Source organism: Pseudomonas sp. RL, from assembly GCF_000647775.1.
In the GTDB taxonomy this organism is placed as follows: Bacteria; Pseudomonadota; Gammaproteobacteria; order Pseudomonadales; family Pseudomonadaceae; genus Serpens; species Serpens flexibilis.
Genome location: NZ_JBOY01000062.1, coordinates 21975 through 43698 on the forward strand (window position 1 = coordinate 21975; position 21724 = coordinate 43698).

The 21724-nt window shown below is 65.1% G+C and carries 18 protein-coding genes, 1 tRNA gene and 1 pseudogene; 3 read left to right on the top strand and 17 right to left on the bottom strand.

Annotated features, from left to right (window positions below; all coding sequences use genetic code 11):
• Window positions 1-15: 15 nt before the first annotated feature.
• The 4 genes from AS93_RS0110770 to rpsU form a co-directional block, all read right to left on the bottom strand.
• A tRNA-Ile gene (locus tag AS93_RS0110770) sits at window positions 16-92 on the bottom strand.
• Between the two features lie 94 nt (window positions 93-186).
• Window positions 187-2040, bottom strand: coding sequence for an RNA polymerase sigma factor RpoD (gene rpoD / locus AS93_RS0110775; RefSeq protein ID WP_027590622.1), 1854 nt, complete (start codon window positions 2038-2040; stop codon window positions 187-189).
• Window positions 2041-2106: 66 nt separating this feature from the next.
• Window positions 2107-3966 carry a DNA primase gene (gene dnaG / locus AS93_RS0110780; protein ID WP_027590623.1) on the bottom strand — a complete coding sequence of 620 codons (1860 nt, stop codon included), beginning with the start codon at window positions 3964-3966 and terminating at the stop codon, window positions 2107-2109.
• Between the two features lie 126 nt (window positions 3967-4092).
• The gene (rpsU, locus tag AS93_RS0110785; RefSeq protein WP_003085057.1) at window positions 4093-4308 is read right to left on the bottom strand and encodes a 30S ribosomal protein S21; all 216 of its coding nucleotides are present in this window, start codon (window positions 4306-4308) and stop codon (window positions 4093-4095) included.
• A gap of 203 nt (window positions 4309-4511) precedes the next feature.
• Between rpsU and tsaD the strand changes: the two genes are divergently transcribed.
• A complete protein-coding gene (gene tsaD, locus AS93_RS0110790) occupies window positions 4512-5537 on the top strand; it encodes a tRNA (adenosine(37)-N6)-threonylcarbamoyltransferase complex transferase subunit TsaD (RefSeq protein WP_027590624.1) in 1026 nt (341 codons plus the stop codon).
• A 5-nt stretch (window positions 5538-5542) separates the two neighbouring features.
• Here tsaD and plsY read toward each other — a convergent pair whose 3' ends face one another.
• Window positions 5543-6112: a glycerol-3-phosphate 1-O-acyltransferase PlsY gene (gene plsY, locus AS93_RS0110795; RefSeq protein WP_027590625.1), complete on the bottom strand. Its 570-nt coding sequence runs from the start codon at window positions 6110-6112 to the stop codon at window positions 5543-5545.
• 75 nt (window positions 6113-6187) lie between these two features.
• Between plsY and folB the strand changes: the two genes are divergently transcribed.
• Together folB and folK are read left to right on the top strand one after the other, a co-directional pair.
• Complete coding sequence (gene folB / locus AS93_RS0110800) at window positions 6188-6541, top strand: dihydroneopterin aldolase (RefSeq protein ID WP_027590626.1); 354 nt, start codon at window positions 6188-6190, stop codon at window positions 6539-6541.
• Window positions 6532-7071, top strand: a complete 540-nt coding sequence (gene folK / locus AS93_RS0110805) for a 2-amino-4-hydroxy-6-hydroxymethyldihydropteridine diphosphokinase (protein WP_027590627.1) — start codon at window positions 6532-6534, stop codon at window positions 7069-7071. The genes folB and folK overlap by 10 nt, the downstream gene beginning before the upstream one ends.
• A 68-nt stretch (window positions 7072-7139) precedes the next feature.
• Here folK and AS93_RS0110810 read toward each other — a convergent pair whose 3' ends face one another.
• The 12 genes and pseudogenes from AS93_RS0110810 to AS93_RS0110870 all read right to left on the bottom strand — a co-directional run bounded on the left by AS93_RS0110810 (window position 7140) and on the right by AS93_RS0110870 (window position 21666).
• Window positions 7140-8276 (bottom strand): CCA tRNA nucleotidyltransferase, encoded by a 1137-nt coding sequence (locus AS93_RS0110810; protein WP_027590628.1) that lies wholly within the window; start codon window positions 8274-8276, stop codon window positions 7140-7142.
• A 48-nt stretch (window positions 8277-8324) separates the two neighbouring features.
• Complete coding sequence (locus AS93_RS0110815) at window positions 8325-8822, bottom strand: DUF4136 domain-containing protein (RefSeq protein ID WP_027590629.1); 498 nt, start codon at window positions 8820-8822, stop codon at window positions 8325-8327.
• Window positions 8823-8858: 36 nt separating this feature from the next.
• Complete coding sequence (locus AS93_RS0110820) at window positions 8859-10412, bottom strand: SpoVR family protein (RefSeq protein ID WP_027590630.1); 1554 nt, start codon at window positions 10410-10412, stop codon at window positions 8859-8861.
• Window positions 10412-11683 (bottom strand): YeaH/YhbH family protein, encoded by a 1272-nt coding sequence (locus AS93_RS0110825; RefSeq protein ID WP_027590631.1) that lies wholly within the window; start codon window positions 11681-11683, stop codon window positions 10412-10414. The genes AS93_RS0110820 and AS93_RS0110825 overlap by 1 nt, the downstream gene beginning before the upstream one ends.
• Before the next feature lie 91 nt (window positions 11684-11774).
• A pseudogene (locus AS93_RS19195) lies at window positions 11775-13696 on the bottom strand (PrkA family serine protein kinase).
• 237 nt (window positions 13697-13933) lie between these two features.
• Window positions 13934-14263 carry a thiosulfate sulfurtransferase GlpE gene (gene glpE / locus AS93_RS0110835; RefSeq protein ID WP_027590632.1) on the bottom strand — a complete coding sequence of 110 codons (330 nt, stop codon included), beginning with the start codon at window positions 14261-14263 and terminating at the stop codon, window positions 13934-13936.
• Window positions 14260-15195, bottom strand: a complete 936-nt coding sequence (locus AS93_RS19200; protein WP_051587445.1) for a symmetrical bis(5'-nucleosyl)-tetraphosphatase — start codon at window positions 15193-15195, stop codon at window positions 14260-14262. The genes glpE and AS93_RS19200 overlap by 4 nt, the downstream gene beginning before the upstream one ends.
• Window positions 15195-15572, bottom strand: coding sequence for a Co2+/Mg2+ efflux protein ApaG (gene apaG, locus AS93_RS0110845; protein WP_027590633.1), 378 nt, complete (start codon window positions 15570-15572; stop codon window positions 15195-15197). Before apaG ends, AS93_RS19200 begins: the two co-directional genes overlap by 1 nt.
• 29 nt (window positions 15573-15601) lie before the next feature.
• The gene (gene rsmA, locus AS93_RS0110850; RefSeq protein ID WP_027590634.1) at window positions 15602-16414 is read right to left on the bottom strand and encodes a 16S rRNA (adenine(1518)-N(6)/adenine(1519)-N(6))-dimethyltransferase RsmA; all 813 of its coding nucleotides are present in this window, start codon (window positions 16412-16414) and stop codon (window positions 15602-15604) included.
• A gap of 95 nt (window positions 16415-16509) precedes the next feature.
• Entirely contained in the window at window positions 16510-17502 is a 993-nt protein-coding gene (gene pdxA, locus AS93_RS0110855; RefSeq protein ID WP_027590635.1) for a 4-hydroxythreonine-4-phosphate dehydrogenase PdxA, read from the bottom strand.
• 152 nt (window positions 17503-17654) lie between these two features.
• Complete coding sequence (locus AS93_RS0110865) at window positions 17655-18953, bottom strand: peptidylprolyl isomerase (RefSeq protein WP_027590636.1); 1299 nt, start codon at window positions 18951-18953, stop codon at window positions 17655-17657.
• The gene (locus AS93_RS0110870; protein WP_027590637.1) at window positions 18934-21666 is read right to left on the bottom strand and encodes an LPS-assembly protein LptD; all 2733 of its coding nucleotides are present in this window, start codon (window positions 21664-21666) and stop codon (window positions 18934-18936) included. Before AS93_RS0110870 ends, AS93_RS0110865 begins: the two co-directional genes overlap by 20 nt.
• Window positions 21667-21724: the final 58 nt, after the last annotated feature.

A 21724-nucleotide genomic window follows, 5' to 3' on the forward strand; every position in this document is an offset into this window, starting at 1 on the left:
AACTGGCTTTGAAGATGGTGGGCCCGCTGGGACTCGAACCCAGGACCAAAGGATTATGAGTCCTCTGCTCTAACCGACTGAGCTACAGGCCCTCAGCAGGAGGGGCGGAGTATAACGGTCGCCTCGCCCGGGGCCAACTGCTTGAGCCACAAACGAAAACCCCCGGCAGGGCCGGGGGTTTGTCGATCACTCGTCGAGGAACGAGCGCAGGTGTTCGCTGCGGGTCGGATGGCGCAGCTTGCGCAGCGCCTTGGCCTCGATCTGGCGAATCCGCTCGCGGGTGACATCGAACTGTTTGCCGACTTCCTCGAGGGTGTGGTCGGTGTTCATGTCGATGCCAAAACGCATGCGCAGCACCTTGGCTTCGCGGGCGGTAAGGCCGGAGAGCACGTCGCGGGTCGCTTCCTTGAGGCTTTCCACCGTGGCCACCTCGATGGGCGACTGCATGGTGGCGTCCTCGATGAAGTCGCCCAGGTGCGAGTCTTCGTCATCACCGATCGGGGTTTCCATGGAGATCGGTTCCTTGGCGATCTTCAGCACCTTGCGGATCTTGTCCTCGGGCATCTCCATGCGCTCGCCCAGCTCTTCCGGCGTGGGCTCGCGACCCATTTCCTGCAGCATCTGCCGGGAAATGCGGTTGAGCTTGTTGATCGTCTCGATCATGTGCACCGGGATACGGATGGTGCGCGCCTGGTCGGCGATCGAGCGGGTGATCGCCTGGCGGATCCACCAGGTGGCGTAGGTCGAGAACTTGTAGCCGCGACGGTATTCGAACTTGTCCACCGCCTTCATCAGGCCGATGTTGCCTTCCTGGATCAGGTCGAGGAACTGCAGGCCGCGGTTGGTGTACTTCTTGGCGATGGAGATCACCAGGCGCAGGTTCGCCTCGACCATTTCTTTCTTGGCGCGACGGGCCTTGGCCTCGCCGATGGACATGCGGCGGTTGACGTCCTTGATCTCGGCGATGGTCAGATCGACCTCGTTCTGCAGATCGATCAGCACTTGCTGGTTGCGCTTGATGTCGTCCTGCAGGTTGCCAATGGCTTCGGCGTACTTGGCCTTGCCCTTGGCAATCTGGGTGCTCCAGTCGAGGTCGACCTCGTTGCCCGGGAACAGCTTGAGGAAATCGGTACGCGGCATGCGGGCGTCGCGCACGCACAGCTGCATGATCGCGCGTTCCTGCTGACGCACGCGCTCCAGTGCGCTGCGCACCTTCTCGACCAGGGCGTCGAACTGCTTGGGCACCAGCTTGATCGGCATGAACAGCTCGGCCAGGGCGAGCAGTTCTGCAACGCTGGTCGGATGGCTGCGGCCATGCTTGGCCAGAGCCTTCTTGGCGACGGCCAGTTGCTCGGCAACGGCATTGAAGCGGCGGGCGGCTTCTTCCGGATCCGGACCGCCATCGGTCTCGGTTTCGTCGTCGCTGCTCTCGCTGCTTTCTTCTTCCTCGTCCTCGTCGTCCTTGGCGGCGGGGGTTCCGCTCTTGACGATGACCGGCTCGACTTCCTCGGCCGGCAGGGTGCCGTCATCCGGGTCGATGTAGCCGCTGAGAACATCGGACAGGCGGCCGCCTTCGCTGACTACGCGCTGGTACTCGGCGAGGATGCCGTCGACGGCGCCGGGGAAGTGGGCAATGGCGCTCATCACTTCGCGCAGGCCTTCCTCGATACGCTTGGCGATCTCGATCTCGCCTTCGCGGGTCAGCAGCTCCACGGTACCCATCTCACGCATGTACATGCGCACAGGGTCGGTGGTGCGGCCGATGTCGCTTTCCACAGCCGCCAGCGCGGCCGCCGCTTCCTCAGCGGCAGCTTCGTCGGTATCGGCTTCGGCCAGCAGGAGGGCGTCCGCGTCGGGGGCCGTTTCGAAGACGTTGATCCCCATGTCGTTGATCATGCGGATGATGTCTTCCACCTGTTCCGGATCGGAAATATCCTCCGGCAGGTGGTCGTTGACCTCGGCATAGGTTAGATAACCCTGCTCGCGGCCGCGGGCGATCAACTCTTTCAGGCGAGATTGCTGTTGCGCTTTTACGGACATGGCACCCTATCCACTGACGGTCTGGCGGGCTGAAAACAAGCCGGGGATTATAGCCGAAAACCGCGCTTACAAGCCAGATGTGCTTGCGGGAGCGGCTTCGTTGTCGCGGCTCAACAGCCTGCGCAACTGGTCTTTTTCATCTGCGCTCAGGTCGGTTAGACGTGCTTTCTGCAGCAGATGTTCAAGGCGGCGTTCGCGCTGGCGGGTTACGAGCCTAGTTATAGTGTCGAAAAACTGTTGTTCAAGGTTGTCCGGCGCAATGAGCCACTCCTTCTCGGCCAGTGCGCGCAGCAGGCGACCCTGTTCGGTGCCATGCCAGCGGGCGATCAGATGCAGGGCCCGCAAGCGCGGATTCTTCTGCAGGGCTTCGAGCAGCGCCACCAGTAACTGGGCATAGGTATCGTCCTCGGCGGCGAAGCTGCCGGCGTTCTCCACCTTCTGAGCCAATTCCGGGTGATGCAGCAGAGTGCGCAATGCGCTCAGGTTCGGGGGTTCGACGCCGCTCGCGGCACGCGAGGCACGTGGCGACGAACGGCGCTGCCCCATGGGCGGTCGTTCGCTCCGCGGCTGCCCGTAGGGCGGCGGGGAATCCATGGGCGCAGCTTGCGTGGGTGCCGGAGGGGCGGGCTGCAGCTGCTGCAGGGCCTCGCCGCCGAGCCCGGTCAGATCGGATAGGCGCTGGCGCATCAGGGTGCGCAGGTTGGCGCCGGGAATCTTTTCGATGAGCGGTGCAGCCAGGGTCGCCAGGTGTGCCTTGCCCTCCAGCGAGCGCGGGTCGGCCTCCTCGCTGAGCTGCTCGAAGAAATAGTCGGCCAGCGAGCGCGCCTGCTGATGGATGCGCGCCTGGAAAGTCTCGGTGCCTTCGCGGCGTACCAGGCTGTCCGGGTCTTCGCCTTCGGGCAGGAACAGGAAGCGCGCGCGCCGTCCGTCCTGCAGGTTGGGCAGGGTGGCTTCCAGTGCGCGCCAGGCCGCCTTGCGGCCGGCGCTGTCACCGTCGAAACAGAACAGCACGCTGGGGACCAGGCGGAACAGGCGCTTGAGATGCTCCTCGCTGGTGGCGGTGCCCAGGGTGGCCACGGCGTTACGCAGGCCGAGCTGGGCCAGGGCGATGACGTCCATGTAGCCCTCGACCACCATGATCTCGTCGAGGTTGCGGTTGTGCTGGCGCGCCTCGAACAGGCCGTAGAGCTCCTGGCCCTTGTGGAACACCGGGGTTTCCGGCGAGTTGAGATACTTGGGCTTGTCATCGCCCAGCACGCGGCCGCCGAAGGCGATCACCCGGCCGCGGCTGTCGCGGATCGGGAACATGATGCGGTCGCGGAAGCGATCGTAGCGCCGGCCGGTTTCGGTGTTTTCGATCAGCAGGCCGGCGTCGATCATCGCCTTCTGCTGCAGTGGGTCTTCGCCCAGGTGCTTGAGCAGGCCGTCCCAGCCAGGTGGGGCGAAGCCGAGCGCGAAGTCGCGGGCGATGATCCCGGACACGCCGCGACCCTTGAGGTAGTCCACCGCCGCCTTGCGTGCCGGATGGCTCTTGAGTGCCTGGCGGTAATAGTCACTGGCGGCGGCGAGCAGCGGGTAGAGCGGCGAATCGACCGGCTGCCGGGAACGATTCCCGGGGCCGCGCTCCTCGCGGGGCACGTCCATGCCGATGCGCTTGGCCAGATCCTCGACTGCCTGGGGAAAATCCAGGTGGTCGTGGTCCATCACGAAGCCCAGGGCATTGCCGCCGGCGCCGCAGCCGAAGCAGTAGTAGAACTGCTTGTCGGGGCTGACCGTGAAGGAGGGGGTCTTTTCCTTGTGGAACGGGCAGCAGGCGCTGTAGTTCTTGCCGGTCTTCTTCAGTTGGACGCGCGAACCCACCACGTCGACGATATCGGTGCGGTTGAGCAGATCATCGATGAAGGACTGTGGGATCAGGCCGGCCATGGGGCGTCAGGATACGCTCGTGCAGACGGAAACGGAAAAGCCTCGTCCGCAGGACGAGGCTTGCGTGGCATCCAGAAATGCCAACGCCCGGCGGAGCCGGGCGTTGTGGTCAGCCAGCGCTGTAACTCAGTACAGGCGCTCGCGACGGCGCTGTTCGCGCTGAACCTTCTTGGCGTGACGCTTCACGGCGGCGGCAGCCTTGCGCTTACGCTCGGCGGTCGGCTTTTCGTAGAATTCGCGGCTGCGGACTTCGGCCAGAACACCAGCCTTTTCGCAGGAGCGCTTGAAGCGACGCAGGGCTACGTCGAAGGGTTCGTTCTCTTTAACTTTGACGGCGGGCATCCAGGTCGTACCTTTCAATTACCAGGTGTGGTGAACGCTCTCCTGCAAGCGGCACTGGAGGACGTCGGTTTTCAAGGGTTGCGGATGTTACCCCTTCGCCCTGCGGAATGCAAAGGGCCTTCATCGAAAAGCGCTGGTCGGGGCTGGGGGTGGGGATTATCATGCGCGCTCCATTATTTGCCAGGCTGGAAGCGGTGTACCCCATGCGCGTGCTGGGACTGGAAACCTCCTGCGACGAAACCGGCGTCGCCCTCTATGACAGCGAGCAGGGCCTGCTGGCCGATGCGCTGTTCAGTCAGATCGACCTGCACCGCGTCTACGGCGGCGTGGTGCCCGAGCTGGCATCGCGCGACCACGTCAAGCGCATGCTGCCGCTGATCCGTCAGGTGCTCGACGAGGCCGGCTGTGCGGCGGAATCCATCGACGCCATCGCCTACACCGCGGGTCCGGGCCTGGTCGGCGCCCTGTTGGTGGGTGCCTCCTGCGCCCAGGCGCTGGCCTTCGCCTGGGGCATCCCGGCGGTCGGCGTACACCACATGGAAGGCCACCTGCTGGCACCGATGCTGGAAGAGCAGCCGCCGCAGTTCCCGTTCGTCGCCTTGCTGGTCTCCGGCGGTCACACCCAGCTGGTGCGCGTCGATGGCATCGGCCGATACGAGCTGCTCGGCGAGTCCCTGGACGACGCCGCCGGCGAGGCCTTTGACAAGACCGCCAAGCTCATGGGGCTGCCCTACCCGGGCGGCCCGGAGATCGCCCGGCTGGCCGAGCGTGGCACCCCGGGACGCTTCGTGTTCCCCCGGCCGATGACCGATCGGCCGGGCCTGGAATTCAGCTTCAGCGGCCTGAAGACCTTCACCCTGAACACCTGGCAGCGCTGCCTGGCCGAGGGTGGCTATATCGAGCAGAGTCGCTGTGATGTGGCGTTGGCCTTCCAGACCGCCGTGGTCGAGACCCTGACCATCAAGTGCAAGCGCGCCCTCAAGCAGACTGGCCTGAAGAGCCTGGTGATCGCCGGCGGCGTCAGCGCCAACCAGGCGCTGCGTCGCTCGCTGGAAAAGATGCTCGGCGACATGAAGGGGCAGGTGTTCTATGCCCGCCCGCGCTTCTGCACCGACAACGGCGCCATGATCGCCTACGCCGGCTGTCAGCGGCTGCTGGCCGGCCAGCAGGACGGGCCGGGCATCGACGTGCGGGCGCGCTGGCCAATGGACACCCTGCCGGCGATCTAACCTGATCAGAAATGCCGTTCGCGGCCGGCCAGCAGATCGCGCAGGTTGGCGCGGTGGCGCCAGACGATCAGGAGCGTCAGCACACACGCAGGCAAGAGTGCCGCCGGCAGTTGCCAGGCCAGCAGCGGCAGGGTCAAGGGCGTGGCGATCAATGCCGCCAGCGAGCTGATGCGCGTCAGTATGAACACCAGCAGCCAGGTGGCGATCGCCAGCAGGGCGGCGGGCAGGTACAGGCCGATGAAGAGGCCGGCTGCGGTGGCCACGCCCTTGCCGCCGCGGAAGCGGAAGAACACCGGGAACAGGTGCCCAAGCACGGCGGCCACGCCGACCCAGGCCTGCTGCTGGATACTGAGCCCGGCGAGTTGGGCAAGCACCACCGGCAGCCAGCCCTTGAGCAGGTCGCCGAGCAGGGTGAGGATGGCCAGGCGCCGACCGGCGACCCGCAACATGTTGCTGGCCCCGGGATTCCCGGAACCCTGTGCACGCGGGTCCGGGCCGCCGCTCAGCTGGCTGAGCAGGATGGCGAAGGACAGCGAGCCCAACAGGTAGGCCAGGATTGCCAGCAACCAGAACATGAGAGCCGATCCGGGGCGAGGGAGTCCCGATTCTAGCGGGGTCGCACGCCCCTTGTCGTGCCGCGGAGAGCGCAGTTGGACAATGTGTTTATCGAGGGTCTGGAAGTGGACACCGTCATCGGCGTCTACGACTGGGAACGGGAGATCCGCCAGTGCCTGCGTCTGGACCTGGTCTGCGCCTGGGACAATCGCCGCCCCGCTGCGGGCGACGATCTGAATCTGGCGCTGGATTACGCCGCGCTGGCCGAGCGCATCCAGGCCTTCGCCGCCCAGGCGCGCTACCAACTGGTGGAAACGTTCGCCGAGCAGTTGGCTGCCGTGCTGATGGCCGATTTCCAGATCCCCTGGCTGCGCCTGAAGATCACCAAGCCGGGCGCCGTGCCGGCAGCTGCCGGGGTGGGTGTGGAGATCGAACGCGGATGTCGCTGAACCAGGTGCTGCTCGGCCTGGGCAGTAACACGGACCGGGAAATCCATCTGCGCGCCGGTCTGGAGGCGCTGGATGAGGTGCTTGACGACCTGCGCTGCTCGCCGGTGTTCGAGAGCCTGCCGGTGGGCATCCGCAGCGGGCCGTTCCTGAACATGGTGGTCAGCGGCACCAGCCGCCTGCCATTGACGGAGCTGGACCGCCGGCTGAAGTTCATCGAAGCCGACAACGGCCGCTATGCCCCGGAGCGCAAGGGCCTGACCCTGGATATCGACGTGCTGTTGTTCGACGACTGCATCGGCGACTTCCATGGCCTGATCCTGCCGCGCGCCGAAATCCTGCGTAACGCCTTCGTGCTCTGGCCGCTGGCGCTCCTGGCGCCCGAACGCCGCCACCCGGTGGCCGGCCAGACCTTCGCCGAGCTGTGGGCGCAGGCGCGCATCGACCAACAGCTGTGGCCGGTGCCCTTCCAGTGGCGTGGCCGCGAGCTGACGCCGGCGGCGCTGGTCGAACGGTATCCGCGTCCAGCCTGATCAGCTCGGTAGGGGGACAGCGCTTTTCCTGGCCGCCGAGCGGTGGCCAAGGCAGAGCCTTGACCACCCTACACGTGCCCGGTTTTCCGGTAGCCTTGCAGCGCCTCCAGGCGCTGACGCGCCAGGGCCTGCCCCAGGGCGGCGCCCTGGTAGCCCTGTTCCAGTAGCGGCTGGATGGCCTGGCCCCGCACGCAGTCGGCGGCGCCGCGCAGGTAGGCGGACTGCCTAAACTCATGCTCCTGTCCGGCACCGCGCGCCGCCATTTCGCAGGCGGCCAGGAACTGTTCGAAGCGTTGCGGACGGCGGTACACGTCGAAGCCCTGCAGCAAGGCCAGCAACGCCTCGGCGGACAGTTCCAGCGCGTCCTGCCATGCACCGCGATGCTGACGGGCCAGCAAGGCCAGCTCGGCGCATTCACGCGGTGCCTTGCAGCGGCTGTTGATGGCGGCAATCTGTTCCGCGCCGGTATCCAGCAGCAGGCAGGCCCAGCGCACCGCCAGCGGCTGCTCGCGCTCGGCGCAGGCGCGCAGCGTTTTCAATAGCGCTCCAGCCCGGTCGCTACCGAAGAGCGCATCCACTTCCGGCAATAGTTCAGCCAGCGCACCGCAGTCGTGCAGCACCTGCACGAAGACGTCCGGACGCGACTCCATCAGCGCCCGGGATATTTCTTTCCAGCTGCGTTCCGGGGTCAGGTCGCGCAGCTCGCCGGATTCGCTGAGCTGGCGCATCAGCGCCAGGGTTTCCGGAGCCACCGTGAAGCCGAGCGGCGCGTAACGGGCGGCAAAGCGCGCCACCCGCAGCACTCGCAAGGGATCCTCGGCGAAGGCCGGCGCCACATGGCGCAGCACTCGCGCCTGCAGATCGCCCAGTCCGCCATAGGGGTCGATGACCTGGCCGTGTTCGTCCTCGGCCATGGCGTTGATGGTCAGGTCGCGGCGCAGCAGGTCCTGTTCGAGGGTGACCTCGGGGCTGGCGTGGAAGGTGAAGCCACCGTAGCCGCGCCCGCTCTTGCGCTCGGTGCGCGCCAGCGCATACTCCTCACCGGTCTGCGGGTGCAGGAACACCGGAAAGTCCGCGCCCACCGGGCGGTAGCCCAGCGCGGCCATTTCCTCGGCGCTGGCGCCGACCACCACCCAGTCGATTTCACTGACCGGCCGGCCCAGCAGGCGGTCGCGCACCGCGCCGCCGACTTTGTAAATTTGCATCGCTCACCTCCGTGGCCGCGCAGGATAACAGGCGCGGCCGGCAGAGGTTCAGCGCGCTACCGGCAGCTTTTGCACCAGGGCGTCCACGGCCCGGTCGATCTGCTGCTGGCGCTGGCGCTCCGGACTCAGCTCGGTGCGTGCGGCGCCCTCCCAGAGCAGCTGTTCGTTGCGATCGGTCACACGCAGGTGCAACAGGCCGCGCACGTCCTCGAAGCGATGGATCGCCTGATACGGGCCGAGCGGGCTGGGTGGTGGCACATCGACCGGGTAGGTCAGCGGCTGGCTGGCGCTGGTCAATCGATACTGGATGAGCAGCGGCGCATCGCTGCCGCCCTGTCGATAGCCATGGCGGGCGAGGCTGCGCTGCAGCGACTCGGCGAGCAGGGTGGCTTCGGCGCCGGGCATGTCGGCATGGGGTGCGATGAGCTGGTACTCGCGCCGGGCACCGAAGTCGCTGGCGTCGTGGAGGATTTGTACCTGGGCGGGATCGGGCGTGCTGCAGGCGTACAGGCCGATGCCGAGCAGGAGGACGGCGGTATGGCGCATAGGAGCCTCCTCGGGAGGGCTCCGGCCGGAGCCCGGTCAGATCGGCGGCAGGGCAAGGTCCAGATGCGGGTACTCCTCGCCGGTCCCCTGCGGGGGCATGTGCTGGGATTGGATGACCTTGTCGCCGCGCACCGTCTCTAGATGGACATCGAAACCCCACAAACGATGCAGATGCTTCAGCACTTCCTGGGTGGAATCGCCGAGCGGCTTGCGTTCATGCTGGATGTGACGCAGCGTCAGCGAGCGGTCGCCCCGTCGGTCCACGTCCCACACCTGCACGTTCGGTTCGCGGTTGCCCAGGTTGTACTGCGCGGCCAGCTGTTCACGAATCGCCCGGTAGCCCGCCTCATCGTGGATGGCCGGCACCAGCAACTCGTCCTGCTGATCGTCGTCCAGCACGCTGAACAGACGCAGATCGCGGATCACCTTGGGTGATAGGAATTGCTGGATGAAGCTTTCATCCTTGAAGTTGGCCATGGCGAACTTGACCGTTTCCAGCCAGTTGCCGCCGGCGATGTCCGGGAACCAGCGGCGATCCTCGTCGGTGGGGTGCTCGCAGATGCGCCTCAGGTCGCTGTAGATGGCGAAGCCCAGCGTGTAGGGATTGATGCCGCTGTAGTAGGGGCTGTCGAAGGCGGGCTGATAGATGACATTGGTGTGGCTCTGCAGGAACTCCATCATGAAGCCGTCGGTGACCAGCCCCTCGTCGTACAGCGCGTTCATCAGCGTGTAGTGCCAGAAGGTGGCCCAGCCCTCGTTCATCACCTGGGTCTGGCGCTGCGGGTAGAAGTACTGGGCGATCTTGCGCACGATGCGCACCACTTCGCGCTGCCAGGGCTCCAGCAGCGGCGCGTGCTTTTCGACGAAGTAGAGGATGTTTTCCTGCGGTTCGACCGGGAAGCGCTGGTTGGCGTCGCGCTGCGATCCCTTGTCGGCGGCGCGTGGAATGGTGCGCCACAGGTCGTTGATCTGCTTCTGCAGGTGTTCCTCGCGGCTCTTCTGGCGCAGCCGCTCCTCCTCGGCGGAGATCGGGTAGGGGCGCTTGTAGCGGTCCACGCCGTAGTTCATCAGCGCATGGCAGGAGTCCAGCAGGTCCTCCACGGCCTTGATGCCGTGGCGCTCCTCGCACTCGCTGATGTACTGCCGGGCGAATACCAGGTAGTCGATGATCGAGCTGGCGTCAGTCCAGCTGCGGAACAGGTAGTTGCCCTTGAAGAAACTGTTGTGGCCGTAGCAGGCGTGGGCGATCACCAGGGCCTGCATGCACATGGTGTTCTCTTCCATGAGGTAGGCGATGCACGGGTCGGAGTTGATGACGATCTCGTAGGCCAGGCCCATCTGCCCGCGCGTGTAGCCCTTCTCGGTGGCCAGGAAATGCTTGCCGTAGGACCAGTGGTGGTAGCCGATGGGCATGCCCACCGAGGCGTAGGCGTCCATCATCTGCTCGGCGGTGATCACCTCGATCTGGTTGGCGTAAGTGTCCAGGCCGAAGCCGGCGGCAAGCCGGCCTATCTCGCGATCGTAGGCCTGGATCAGCTCGAAGCTCCATTCCGAGCCGGTTGAGATCGGCTGGCGTTTGCGGCTGCTCATCAGGCCATCCTCCGCTGGAACAGGTCGCGGAACACCGGGTAGATGTCGGCCGCCGAGATCAGCTGCTGCTGGGCGAAGCTGTCTGGGAAGACTTCATGCACCGTCTCGTACTCGTACCAGAGCGCCTGGTGTTCGCGCGGGGTGATTTCCACATAGGTGAAGTACTGGACGAACGGCATGATCTTCTCTTCCAGCAGTTCGCGGCACAGGGGGGAGTCATCGTTCCAGTTGTCGCCGTCGGAGGCCTGGGCGCCATAGATGTTCCATTCGTGCACCGGGTAGCGGGCGGCCATGATCTCCTGCATCAGTTTCAGGGCGCTGGACACGATGGTGCCGCCGGTTTCCCGGGAGTAGAAGAACTCCTCCTCGTCGACCTCCTTGGCGCTGGTGTGGTGGCGGATGAACACCACCTCGATCTTGTCGTAGCTGCGCTTGAGGAACAGGTACAGCAGGATGAAGAAGCGCTTGGCGATGTCCTTGGTGGCCTGGGTCATCGACCCGGAGACGTCCATCAGGCAGAACATCACCGCCTTGGAGGTCGGGTTGGGCTGCTTGATCAGCAGGTTGTACTTGAGGTCGAAGGTATCCAGGAACGGAATGCGGTCGATGCGCGCCCGCAGTTTTTCGATCAGCGCCTCGGTGGCCTGGATGTCGCTGAAGTTATCCGGCTCCTCGCGGCGCAGGCGCTCCAGTTCCGCGCGCGCGGCGCGCAGCTTGAGGCGGCTGCTGCCGGACAGCGCGATGCGCCGCGCATGGGCCGAGCGCAGGGTACGCACGATGTTGATGCGCGATGGGTTGCCTTCGTTGCTGATGCCGGCACGCACGGTCTTGAAACTGTCGGCGCCGGTGATGTGGCGCTTGACCAGGTTGGGCAGTTCCAGGTCCTCGAACATGAAATCGAGGAATTCCTCCTGAGTGATCTGGAACACGAAGTCGTCCATGCCTTCGCCGCTGTTGCCGGCCTGGCCCCGGCCGCCGCCGCCCCCGCCGCCCTCCTGCGGACGGGGGATGCGCTCGCCGGCGACGAACTCCTTGTTACCCGGGTGCACGCTGGTCTGCCGGCCGCCGCGGCCGTGGTGCAGGATGGGTTCGTCGATGTCGCGGCCGGGGATGGTGATCTGCTCGCCGTGCTCCATGTCGGTAATGGAACGCCGGCCGACGGCTTCCTCGACGGCTTTCTTGATATGGCCACGGTAACGGCTCAGGAACCGCTGGCGGTTCACCGTGCTCTTGTTCTTGCCGTTCAGGCGGCGGTCGATGACGTAGCTCATATACGCGCTCCGGGCTAGCGGGAAGCTGCAGGCCGGAAGCTGGCAGTGCGCTGCGGTGCGCACAGGCGTCCAGCTTCAGGCGTCAGCTGCGTTACTGCGATTTACGTACCCGCAGATACCATTCGGACAGCAGGCGAACCTGTTTCTCGGTATAGCCACGCTCGACCATGCGCACCACGAAGTCGTTGTGCTTCTTCTGGTCTTCCTTGCTGGCCTTGGCGTTGAAGCTGATGACCGGCAGGAGGTCCTCGGTGTTGGAGAACATCTTCTTCTCGATCACTACGCGCAGCTTCTCGTAGCTCAGCCAGCTGGGGTTCTTGCCGTTGTTGCTGGCGCGCGCGCGTAGCACGAAGTTGACGATCTCGTTGCGGAAGTCCTTCGGGTTGCTGATGCCGGCGGGCTTCTCGATCTTCTCCAGTTCCTCGTTGAGGGCCATGCGGTTGAGGATCTCGCCGGTTTCCGGGTCGCGGTACTCCTGGTCCTGGATCCAGAAGTCGGCGTACAGCACGTAGCGGTCAAAGATGTTCTGCCCGTACTCGCTGTAGGACTCCAGGTAGGCGGTCTGGATTTCCTTGCCGATGAACTCGATGTAGCGCGGCGCCAGGTATTCCTTGAGGAAACGCAGGTAGCGCTCGCGCACCTCCGGCGGGAACTGTTCCTGTTCGATCTGCTGTTCCAGCACGTAGAGCAGATGCACCGGGTTGGCGGCGATCTCGTGCGGGTCGAAGTTGAACACCTTGGAGAGGATCTTGAAGGCGAAGCGGGTGGACAGGCCGGTCATGCCCTCGTCGACGCCGGCGGCGTCGCGGTATTCCTGGATCGACTTGGCCTTGGGATCGGTGTCCTTGAGGTTCTCGCCGTCGTACACGCGCATCTTCGAATAGATGTTGGAGTTCTCCGGCTCCTTGAGGCGCGACAGCACCGAGAACTGGGCGAGCATCTTCAGGGTGTCCGGGGCGCAGTGGGCGCGCGACAGCGTGCTGCTGGCCAGCAGCTTGTCGTAGATCTTGATCTCGTCGGTGACGCGCAGGCAGTAGGGCACCTTGACGATGTAGATACGGTCGATGAACGCCTCGTTGTTCTTGTTGTTGCGGAAGTTGTGCCATTCCGACTCGTTGGAGTGGGCGAGGATGATGCCGTTGAACGGAATCGCCCCGAGTCCCTCGGTGCTGTTGTAGTTGCCTTCCTGGGTGGCGGTGAGCAGCGGGTGCAGCACCTTGATGGGGGCCTTGAACATCTCGACGAACTCCATCAGCCCCTGGTTGGCCCGGCACAGGGCGCCGGAGTAGCTGTAGGCGTCGGCGTCGTTCTGCGGGAAGTCCTCCAGCTTGCGGATGTCCACCTTGCCGACCAGCGAGGAGATGTCCTGGTTGTTCTCGTCGCCCGGCTCGGTCTTGGCGATGGCGATCTGGTTGAGGATCGAGGGGTGCAGCTTGACCACCCGGAACTGGCTGATGTCGCCGCCGAATTCCTGCAGCGCTTGGTGGCCCACGGCGACATTATGTTGCTCAGCAGACGGCGCGGGATGTTGTATTCCTCTTCGAGGATGGCGCCATCCTCGCTGGCGTTGAACAGGCTCAGCGGCGATTCGAACACTGGCGAGCCCTTGATGGCATAGAAGGGCACATTTTCCATCAGTTGCTTGAGCTTCTCGGCCAGTGAGGACTTGCCGCCGCCCACCGGACCCAGCAGGTAGAGAATCTGCTTTTTCTCTTCCAAACCCTGGGCAGCATGGCGGAAGAACGAGACGATCTGCTCGATGCTTTCTTCCATCCCGTGAAAGTCGGCGAAGGCCGGATAGCGGCGGATGACCTTGTTGGAGAAGATGCGCGACAGGCGCGGGTCGCTGGCGGTATCGACCAGTTCGGGCTCGCCGATCGCCAGCAGCAGGCGCTCGGCAGCACTGGCGTAGGCGCTGGGGTCGCGCTTGCAGAGGTCCAGATACTCCTGCAGGGAATATTCTTCCTCGCGAGTCGTTTCGAATCGCTGCTGGAAGTGGCTGAAAATGCTCATGACGTCACCTCGCTCGATTGATAGAGCCGGCGCGGCTCGTTCTTGCGGGTGCTGGCTGCCTGCCGAGGACTCGGTCAGGTCAAATCCCCCAGAACCTAAGGTCGCTTACGCCGGGAGCCGGTGGACCGGCTCTTCCATTTTTCGATGGTCTGGGAGCAAGGATAGTTCGTAATCGTGGCGGTCAATGGCGGGCCGTCCGGAGCGGTAGGCGGGTGGCCGCCCGGGAGGGGGCAGGGCTCAGTCGTTGCCGCGGCTCACCGACTGCGGATAGAGGCTGCGCCAGTGCTCGAAGCCACCGTCCAGGCTGTACACCTGGCTGAAGCCTTGGTGGGCCAGGTAGTTCGCGGCGCTCTGGCTGGAGATGCCGTGGTAACAGTTGACGATCAGCGGCTGGTCGAGGTCTGCCTGGGCGATGAAGTCGTGCAGCGAGTGGTTGTCCAGGTGGCGGGCGCCAGAGATGTGCCCGTTGGCGAAACTCTGTGCATCGCGGATGTCGACCAGTTGCGCGCCCTGCTCCAGCAGTTCACGGGCCTGCTCGGGGGCGATGCGCTGGAAGGTGTCGGTCATGGACGGCTCCTGAAGAGGCGGGACAGGTGGTTGAGGCCGGTCGCGAGCAGGGAGGCGCCCTGGCCCTGTTCCGGCTGGGGTGGCAAGGCAGAAGGCTCGTCGTGGCTTTCCCGCTTCGACTTCTGGCAATCGCAGTGGTGCAGTTCGCCGCTGTCGACGTTGAGCAGGGTCATGGCGCCGCCCCATACGCAGCCGGTATCCAGCGCATACAGGCCGGGCTCATCGCAGCGCCCCTCGAGTGCCGCCCAGTGGCCGAAGATCAGCTTCTGCCCGCGGGCCTTGCGCTTGGGGTGGCTGAACCAGGGGGCGAAGCCCGCCGGTGCGCTGGACAGGCCTTCCTTGCTCTTCAGGTCCAGCGTGCCGTCTGCGGTGCAGAAGCGCATGCGCGTGAAGTAGTTGGTGATGACCCGCAGGCGCTCGATGCCGTGCAGGTTCTTGCTCCACCTGGCGGGCTCGTTGCCGTACATGCCGTCGAGGAATTCCCGGATGCGGTTGTCGTCCCGCAGGACTTCTTCCACTTCGGCGGCGCGCAGCAGGGCCTTCTTCAGCGTCCACTGCGGGGGAATGCCGGCATGCACCAGTGCTATGTCGCGCTCGGCGTCGTAGTGCAGCAGCTTCTGCCGGCGCAGCCAGTCGAGCAGGTCATCGCGATCGGGCGCCTCGAGGATTTCGCGCAGCGAGTCGTGCTTCTTCAGACGCTCGATGTTGTAGGCGGCAGCCAGCAGGTGCAGATCATGATTGCCCAGCACCGTAGTGATCGAATCGCGCATGGCGTAGAGAAAGCGCAGGGTGCCCAGCGAGTCCGGGCCGCGGTTGACCAGGTCGCCAACCAGCCACAGGTGATCCCTTGCGGGCTGGAAATCCACCCGTTCGAGCAGGCACTTGAGGGGCTCCAGGCAGCCCTGGATGTCGCCCACGGCGTACAGGGCCATCAGTGCAACGCTCCGGGAACAGCGAGACGGAAGGGCGGGATCGGCGCTTCGAAACGGGAACCGTCGTCGGCGAGCATCTGATAGCTGCCATACATGCTGCCCACCTCGGTGTGCAGCAGGGTGCCACTGGTATAGGTGTAGCTCTCGCCGGGTTGCAGATGCGGTTGCTGGCCAACCACACCCTCGCCGCGCACTTCCTGAACCTGCCCGTCGCCGTCGGTGATGATCCAGTGGCGGCCCAGCAACTGGGCGCCGATCGGACCGCTGTTGTGCAGCGTGATGGTGTAGGCGAAAGCATAGCGCTGCGACTCCGGTTGCGAGCGATCGGAGAGGTAGCGGGTGACGACCTGGATGTCGATGCGAGGGCTTTCGGTCATGCGCGTGGGATACCTGCCTGTGGTCGGGACTAGGAAGTTTCGTCGCGGGGCGCCTGCAGGGCCAGGCGGTCTGCCAGACGCACGAAGGCGGCCAGATCCAGTTGTTCCGGGCGCAGCGAACCCTCCACGCCAGCCGCTTCGATGTCCTCGGCGCTGAGCAACCCCTTGAGGGTATTGCGCAGGGTCTTGCGGCGCATGTTGAAGGCCGCACGCACCACGCGGTCGAGCTGGCGCGGATCCTGTGCCGGGTGCGGCAGGGTTTCGTGGGGCACCAGGCGAACGATGGCCGAATCCACCTTGGGCGCCGGATTGAACGCGCCCGGGCCGACATTGAACAGATGCTCCACGCGGCAGTGGTACTGCACCATGATCGACAGGCGGCCCCAGTCACCGCCACCCGGCTCGGCAGCCAGGCGCTCGACCACTTCCTTCTGCAGCATGAAATGCATGTCGCGGATCAGATGGGCGTGATCCAGCAAGTGGAAGATCAGCGGAGTGGAGATGTTGTACGGCAGGTTGCCGACCACACGCAGGCTGTGCGGGCCATCGGCAAGGGTGGCGAAGTCGAACTTCAGCGCATCGCCCTGGTTGATGTGGAAATTCGGCCGGCCAGCGAAGCGGCTGTTGAGGATCGGGATCAGGTCCAGGTCGAGCTCCACCACTTCCAGGTTGGCGCCGCTGTCCAACAGGCCCTCGGTCAGCGCGCCCTGGCCGGGGCCGATTTCCACGAGCCGCTCGCCGGCACGCGGGCGGATGGCGCGCAGGATGCGGTCGATCACTCCCATGTCATGCAGGAAGTTCTGGCCGAAGCGCTTGCGGGCGCGGTGTTGGTAGTCGGACATGACAGGGTTCCGGAAGACTGCGCAAAGCGAAAGGGGCGCAGTTTAACAGGTGAGATCGGCTGACGGAAAAGCGGCGCCAGAGCGCCGCTGCGTTTTCAGCATGGCCGGCTGTCCGCCATCAGGTAGGCGGTGTGCAATGCCACGCGCAGGCTGCCGGTATCGATGCGTCCGCTGCCGGCCAGGTCCAGGGCGGTACCGTGATCCACCGAGGTGCGAATGATCGGTAATCCCAGAGTGACATTCACCGCTGCGCCGAAGCCCTTGTACTTGAGCACCGGCAGGCCCTGGTCGTGATACATGGCCAGCACCGCGTCGCAGTGCTCCAGATGCTTGGGCGTGAACAGGGTGTCGGCCGGCAGCGGACCCACGAGATCCATGCCTTCCTGGCGCAGCTGCTCCAGGGTCGGCTCGATGACCTCGATCTCCTCGCGGCCCAGGTGCCCGCCCTCGCCCGCGTGCGGATTGAGGCCGCAGACCAGGATGCGTGGCCGGGCGATGCCGAACTTGTCGCGCAGGTCCGCATGCAGGATGCGAGTGACGCGCGTCAGGCGCTCGGGGGTGACGGCCGCCGCCACGTCCTTGAGCGGCAGGTGGGTGGTCACCAGGGCGACGCGCAGACCTTCGGTGGCGAGCATCATCACCACCTGTTCGGTGTGGGTCAGCTCGGCGAGAAACTCGGTGTGCCCGGAGAAGGGTACGCCGCCTTCGTTGATCACGCCCTTGTGCACCGGCGCGGTGATCATGCCGGCGAAGGTCCCGGCCACGCAGCCTTCACCGGCGCGGCGCAGGGTTTCCAGCACATAGCCGGCGTTGGCCGGGTCGAGGCGGCCGGGCTGCGTCGGGGATTGCAACGGCGTGTGCCAGACATACAGGCTGCCGGCCGGAGCCGGTTCCGGCGGCCAGCGCCCCGGGCCGACGTCGAGCAGGGTGATCTCCATGCCCAGCTCACCGGCCCGCTGGCGCAGCAGCTCACGACTGGCGATGGCCACGAGGGCATGGGGCTGCGCCTCGCGGGACAGCAGCAGGCAGAGGTCGGGACCGATGCCGGCGGGCTCGCCGGGGGTGAGGGCAAAGATGCGGCAGGACATGATGGATACCCGTAAGGCCAGCGGATGCCGGCCGGCTTGGATTGACGTCAGGGCTCAGTGGAGGGCGCTGACCGACGGAGCCAGGCTGTTGCAGAATCCCCTCTCCCTGATCGGGGGAGAGGGGCCGGGGGAGAGGTGAAACGGCCTGGCAGCTAGATCTTGATCTCGACATACGCCTCGTCGCGGATCTGCCGCAACCAGGTCTGCAGTTCCTCGTCATACTTGCGGCCACGCAAGGCGTTGAGCGCCTGCTGCTCGCGGAACTGGTCGCTGCTGTCCACCGAGCGGCGGTCCAGCACTTCGAGGATGTGCCAGCCGAACGGGCTGCGGAACGGTCGCGACAGACGGCCCACCGGGGTGTTGCCCATGACGCTGCGGAATTCCGGCACCAGCGCATTCGGGTCGACCCAGTTGAGGTCCCCGCCATTGAGGGCCGAGCCCGGGTCTTCGGAGAACTGGCGTGCCAGGGTGGCGAAATCCTCGCCATTCTGGATGCGCTGGTAGAGACGCTCCGCCAGGCGCTGGCTGTCTTCCAGGCTGCGGATTTCGCTGGGCTTGATCAGGATGTGGCGCACACGGGTTTCCTGGCGCAGCATCTGCTCGCCTTCGCCGCCGCGGCGCTCCAGCAGCTTGATGAGAATGAAGCCGCCCGGCGTACGCAGTGGCTGGGTCACTTCGCCGACTTTCAGGGAGGAGACCATGGCGTCCAGCGGCGGGGGCAGCTGGGCAGCTTTGCGCCAACCCATCTCGCCGCCTTCCAGGGCGTTCTCGTCGGCCGAGCGGGCAATGGCCAGCTGGGCAAAGTCGGCGCCTCGGCGCAGTTGGGCATGGATCTCGCGCGCCTGGCGCTCAGCGTTCTGGATGGCGCTGCTGGAGGCGCCTTCAGGCAGCGGGATCAGGATACTGGCCAGGCGCAGGTCTTCGGACAGTTGCAGCTTGCCCAGATCGGAGGCGAGGAAGTTCTTCACTTCCTGGTCGCTGACCTGAATACGCTCGGCGACGCGGCGCTGGCGTACGCGGCTGATGATCATCTCGCGGCGCACCTGCTCGCGAGCGTCCTCATAGGACAACCCGTCGCGCGCCAATGCAGCGCGGAACTGGTCCAGGCTCAGGCCGTTGCGCTGGGCGATGCTGGCCATGGCCTCGTTGAGCTCGGCATCGCCGATGCGAATGCCGGAGCGCTCGCCGATCTGCAGCTGGATGTTCTCGATGATCAGGCGTTCCAACACCTGCTGGGTGAGCACATGCTCGGGCGGCAGGGCCGCGCCGCGCCGGCCGATGGTCTGCTGCACTTCGCGCAGGCGAGCCTCAAGCTGACTCTGCATGATGACATCACCGTCCACGATGGCGGCCACACGATCCAGCGGACGTACCTCGGCGCCGGCGGCGGCGGTGAACAGCAGGGCACCCAGCAGCAGCGGGCGCAGACAGTCAGCGAGCTTGTTCTTCACGTCTTCGGTAACCTTGAATGCCTTGATCGAGGAAGGACTCTAACCTGTTGCCGGTCACGCCGCCGAGCCCCTTGAGAATGATCTGCACGAAGAAACCGTGATCGGTTTCCTCGTTCAGCGCCGGATTGAGGCTGGTTTCGTCGCGGTCGATCCACTGGCGGTAGACCATGCGCAGTTTCCAGCAGCAGCTGTCGTATTCGAAGCCGCTGATGGCGTCCAGCGTGCGTTCGCGCCCGTAGTCGTACTGCCAGCGGGCCAGCAGGCTCCATTGCGGGACGATCGGCCAGACCACCGAGAAATCATGCTGGCTGACCTTGTAGTAGTCCTTGATGTAATTGTCCTGTCCTGGGGTGCCGTAGTCCGGGTCGGTCACATAGCGCCCGGTCAGGGGATCGAGACGCGTGGTCTCGTTGCTGTAGCGATAACCCAGGTTAAAGATCTTGTTGGGGTTATCGGCGGGCTGGTAATGGAAGAATGCGCTGCCCGAGCGCGTGCGGTGCACGTCCGGATCCCAGTTGAAGTTGGCCGTCAGTCGCCAGTCCTGATTGAAGCGGTACTGGTACTCAAGGGCGTAGGGCGATACCGACGCCTGTGCGTCGTCGCGGGTGCGGTAGTCGATATCCGGCATCTGCACTTCGCGATCCTGGAAGTACAGAATCTGCCCGATGGAGAAGCGCTGGCGCTCGAAACCGTTGGGCTGGATCCAGCGGTTGGTCAGGCCAAGGGACAACTGGTTGGCGTCGCCGATGCGGTCCTTGCCGGCAAAGCGGTTGTCGCGCCAAAGCGAGGAGTAGCTGAACCTGGTCTCGCCAGTGTCGAACACCGGAATCTCGTCCTGCTCTTCGTAGGGGGCATAGAGATAGAACAGCCGGGGCTCCAGCGTCTGGCGAAAATCCTGGCCGAACAGCCGAGTGTCGCGGTCGAAGTAAAGACCGGCGTCCAGGCTGGCGATCGGCAGGCCGCGGTCTGGAGCGTCGTTGAACTGACTGCGGGGGATGCCGCCTTGTGTGGAGTCATGGCCTTTGTCGTCGAGCTCCAGATCGTACTGGGTATGGGCGTACTTCAGCGTCGGCTTCAGGAAGCCCCAGGTCCACTCCATCGGTAGGGAAATACTGGGCTCCAGATGAATGCGCGATCCTTCTGCGCGCTTCAAGCCGCGCAGGTTCTCGTCATACCAGCGTTGTTCGGCAGTGCCCGTGTTGCCATCGATATCGGTGAAGAAGCCGCTGCGCAGACTGCGCTGGAATTGCACATATTCGGTTCCGTAGCCGAACACCAGCCCGCCGGGACTGAACGGCAGACGGCCATTCAGGGTGAGCTGCGGCAAGCGGTTGTAGGGCGTCACCCCTTCCACCGTGGTGCGTTCGTAGGCATGCGCCGCCAGGCGTGCCGTGTAGCTGTCACCTCGCCAGCTCAGCCCGGCGCGCTGGTTGAGGTAATCCGGTGTGCCGACCCCCAGGTTGGTATCCAGATCCTGGAAATAGTAGGGATCGCTGATGGTGGTGTAATCCACCTCTCCACGCAGGCGCGGTGTGAAGTCGCTGGTGTGTTGCCAGCTGTACAGCCAGCGGGTGGCTTCGTACTCCGACTGCAGGCGGCGGTCGTCGTTTTCGTCATCCAGCCAGGCGGCGCCCATCTGGCCGCGACTGTCGCGGGTCAGGTAGCGGAACTCGCCTTCCATCTGCAGGCCGCGCTCGGTCATGTAGCGCGGATACAGGGTGGCGTCGTAGTTCGGCGCCAGGTTGAAGTAGTAGGGCGTCTGCAGCGCGATGCCGCTATCGTCCGTGCTGCTGAGGCTCGGCGGCAGGAAGCCGGACTGGCGCCGGTCATCAATCGGGAAATAGATGTAGGGCGTGTAGAAGACCGGGATGTCCTTGACCCGCAACGTGACGTTCGTGGCGGTGCCGAAGCCGGTGGCCGGGTTGAGGGTGACGTTGTTGCCCCTGAGCTCCCAGGTGTTCTCGCCCGGTTCGCAGCTGGTGTAGGTGCCGTCCTTCAGGCGGATTACCGCGTTTTCGTCGCGGGTGGCATAGAGCGCGGTGCCCCGTGCGTGGGCGGGATGCATGACGTACTCGGCGTTGTCCACCCGGGCCTGGCCTGAGTCGAGCTGCAGCTCGGCCCGATCGCCCAGCACCAGCATGCCCCGGTCGCGCAGGCGCACCTGGCCCTCCAGTTCGCCCTGGCCGGTCTGTTGGTCGAGGGTGGCGGTCTGTGCCTCGGCCTGCAGGCCGGCCTGGCGCAGCACCACGTCGCCCTGCAGGACGGTGCGTTCGTTGCGCTGATCGTAGCTGGAGCTGTCCGCCGAGGCGTAGGTCGGGGCTTCGTCGGCGGGGGTGCGGTCATCCATGCCCGGGCGCGCCGGCTCCGCATAGCCGCCCCGGCACCAGGGGCCGATTTCGGCCTGCTGTTCGGCCGTCAGCTGGTCACGTGGCACCCAGTCCAGATGCTGGTGCGGGTTGAACGACGGGCGTGAGGAGGGCGCGCGTTGCGGCGCTGGCGCAGCTGCCGACGCGCCATCGGAACTGCTATGCTCCGGCCGCGGCGGAAGGTCGGCCGGAGCAGGCTCGGCGGCACAGACCCAGGTGCCATCTTCGGCGCTTCGGCAATCGAATTGTTCCTCCGCCCCGAAGCTGTTCGTCAGCGGTTGCAGCGCCAGCAGACCGCCGGCCAGCAAGGGAAATTTCCTGCGAAATGCGAAGATTCTTACGGCCATCTTTCGGGTCCGACTGCTTTGCGCGATGGGCCTGCGAAGAGCTGTCGCATGCTTCTCG

Coding starts and splice junctions, on each gene's coding strand:
- pdxA (WP_027590635.1), bottom strand. CDS start 17,502: ATGTCCTGCCGCATCTTTGCCCTCACCCCCGGCGAGCCCGCCGGCATC.
- plsY (WP_027590625.1), bottom strand. CDS start 6,112: ATGTTCTGGTTGCTGGCAATCCTGGCCTACCTGTTGGGCTCGCTGTCC.
- rpoD (WP_027590622.1), bottom strand. CDS start 2,040: ATGTCCGTAAAAGCGCAACAGCAATCTCGCCTGAAAGAGTTGATCGCC.
- AS93_RS0110870 (WP_027590637.1), bottom strand. CDS start 21,666: ATGGCCGTAAGAATCTTCGCATTTCGCAGGAAATTTCCCTTGCTGGCC.
- tsaD (WP_027590624.1), top strand. CDS start 4,512: ATGCGCGTGCTGGGACTGGAAACCTCCTGCGACGAAACCGGCGTCGCC.
- glpE (WP_027590632.1), bottom strand. CDS start 14,263: ATGACCGACACCTTCCAGCGCATCGCCCCCGAGCAGGCCCGTGAACTG.
- AS93_RS0110810 (WP_027590628.1), bottom strand. CDS start 8,276: ATGCAAATTTACAAAGTCGGCGGCGCGGTGCGCGACCGCCTGCTGGGC.
- folK (WP_027590627.1), top strand. CDS start 6,532: ATGTCGCTGAACCAGGTGCTGCTCGGCCTGGGCAGTAACACGGACCGG.
- AS93_RS0110820 (WP_027590630.1), bottom strand. CDS start 10,412: ATGAGCAGCCGCAAACGCCAGCCGATCTCAACCGGCTCGGAATGGAGC.
- apaG (WP_027590633.1), bottom strand. CDS start 15,572: ATGACCGAAAGCCCTCGCATCGACATCCAGGTCGTCACCCGCTACCTC.
- AS93_RS0110825 (WP_027590631.1), bottom strand. CDS start 11,683: ATGAGCTACGTCATCGACCGCCGCCTGAACGGCAAGAACAAGAGCACG.
- AS93_RS19200 (WP_051587445.1), bottom strand. CDS start 15,195: ATGGCCCTGTACGCCGTGGGCGACATCCAGGGCTGCCTGGAGCCCCTC.
- rpsU (WP_003085057.1), bottom strand. CDS start 4,308: ATGCCCGCCGTCAAAGTTAAAGAGAACGAACCCTTCGACGTAGCCCTG.
- AS93_RS0110815 (WP_027590629.1), bottom strand. CDS start 8,822: ATGCGCCATACCGCCGTCCTCCTGCTCGGCATCGGCCTGTACGCCTGC.
- rsmA (WP_027590634.1), bottom strand. CDS start 16,414: ATGTCCGACTACCAACACCGCGCCCGCAAGCGCTTCGGCCAGAACTTC.
- dnaG (WP_027590623.1), bottom strand. CDS start 3,966: ATGGCCGGCCTGATCCCACAGTCCTTCATCGATGATCTGCTCAACCGC.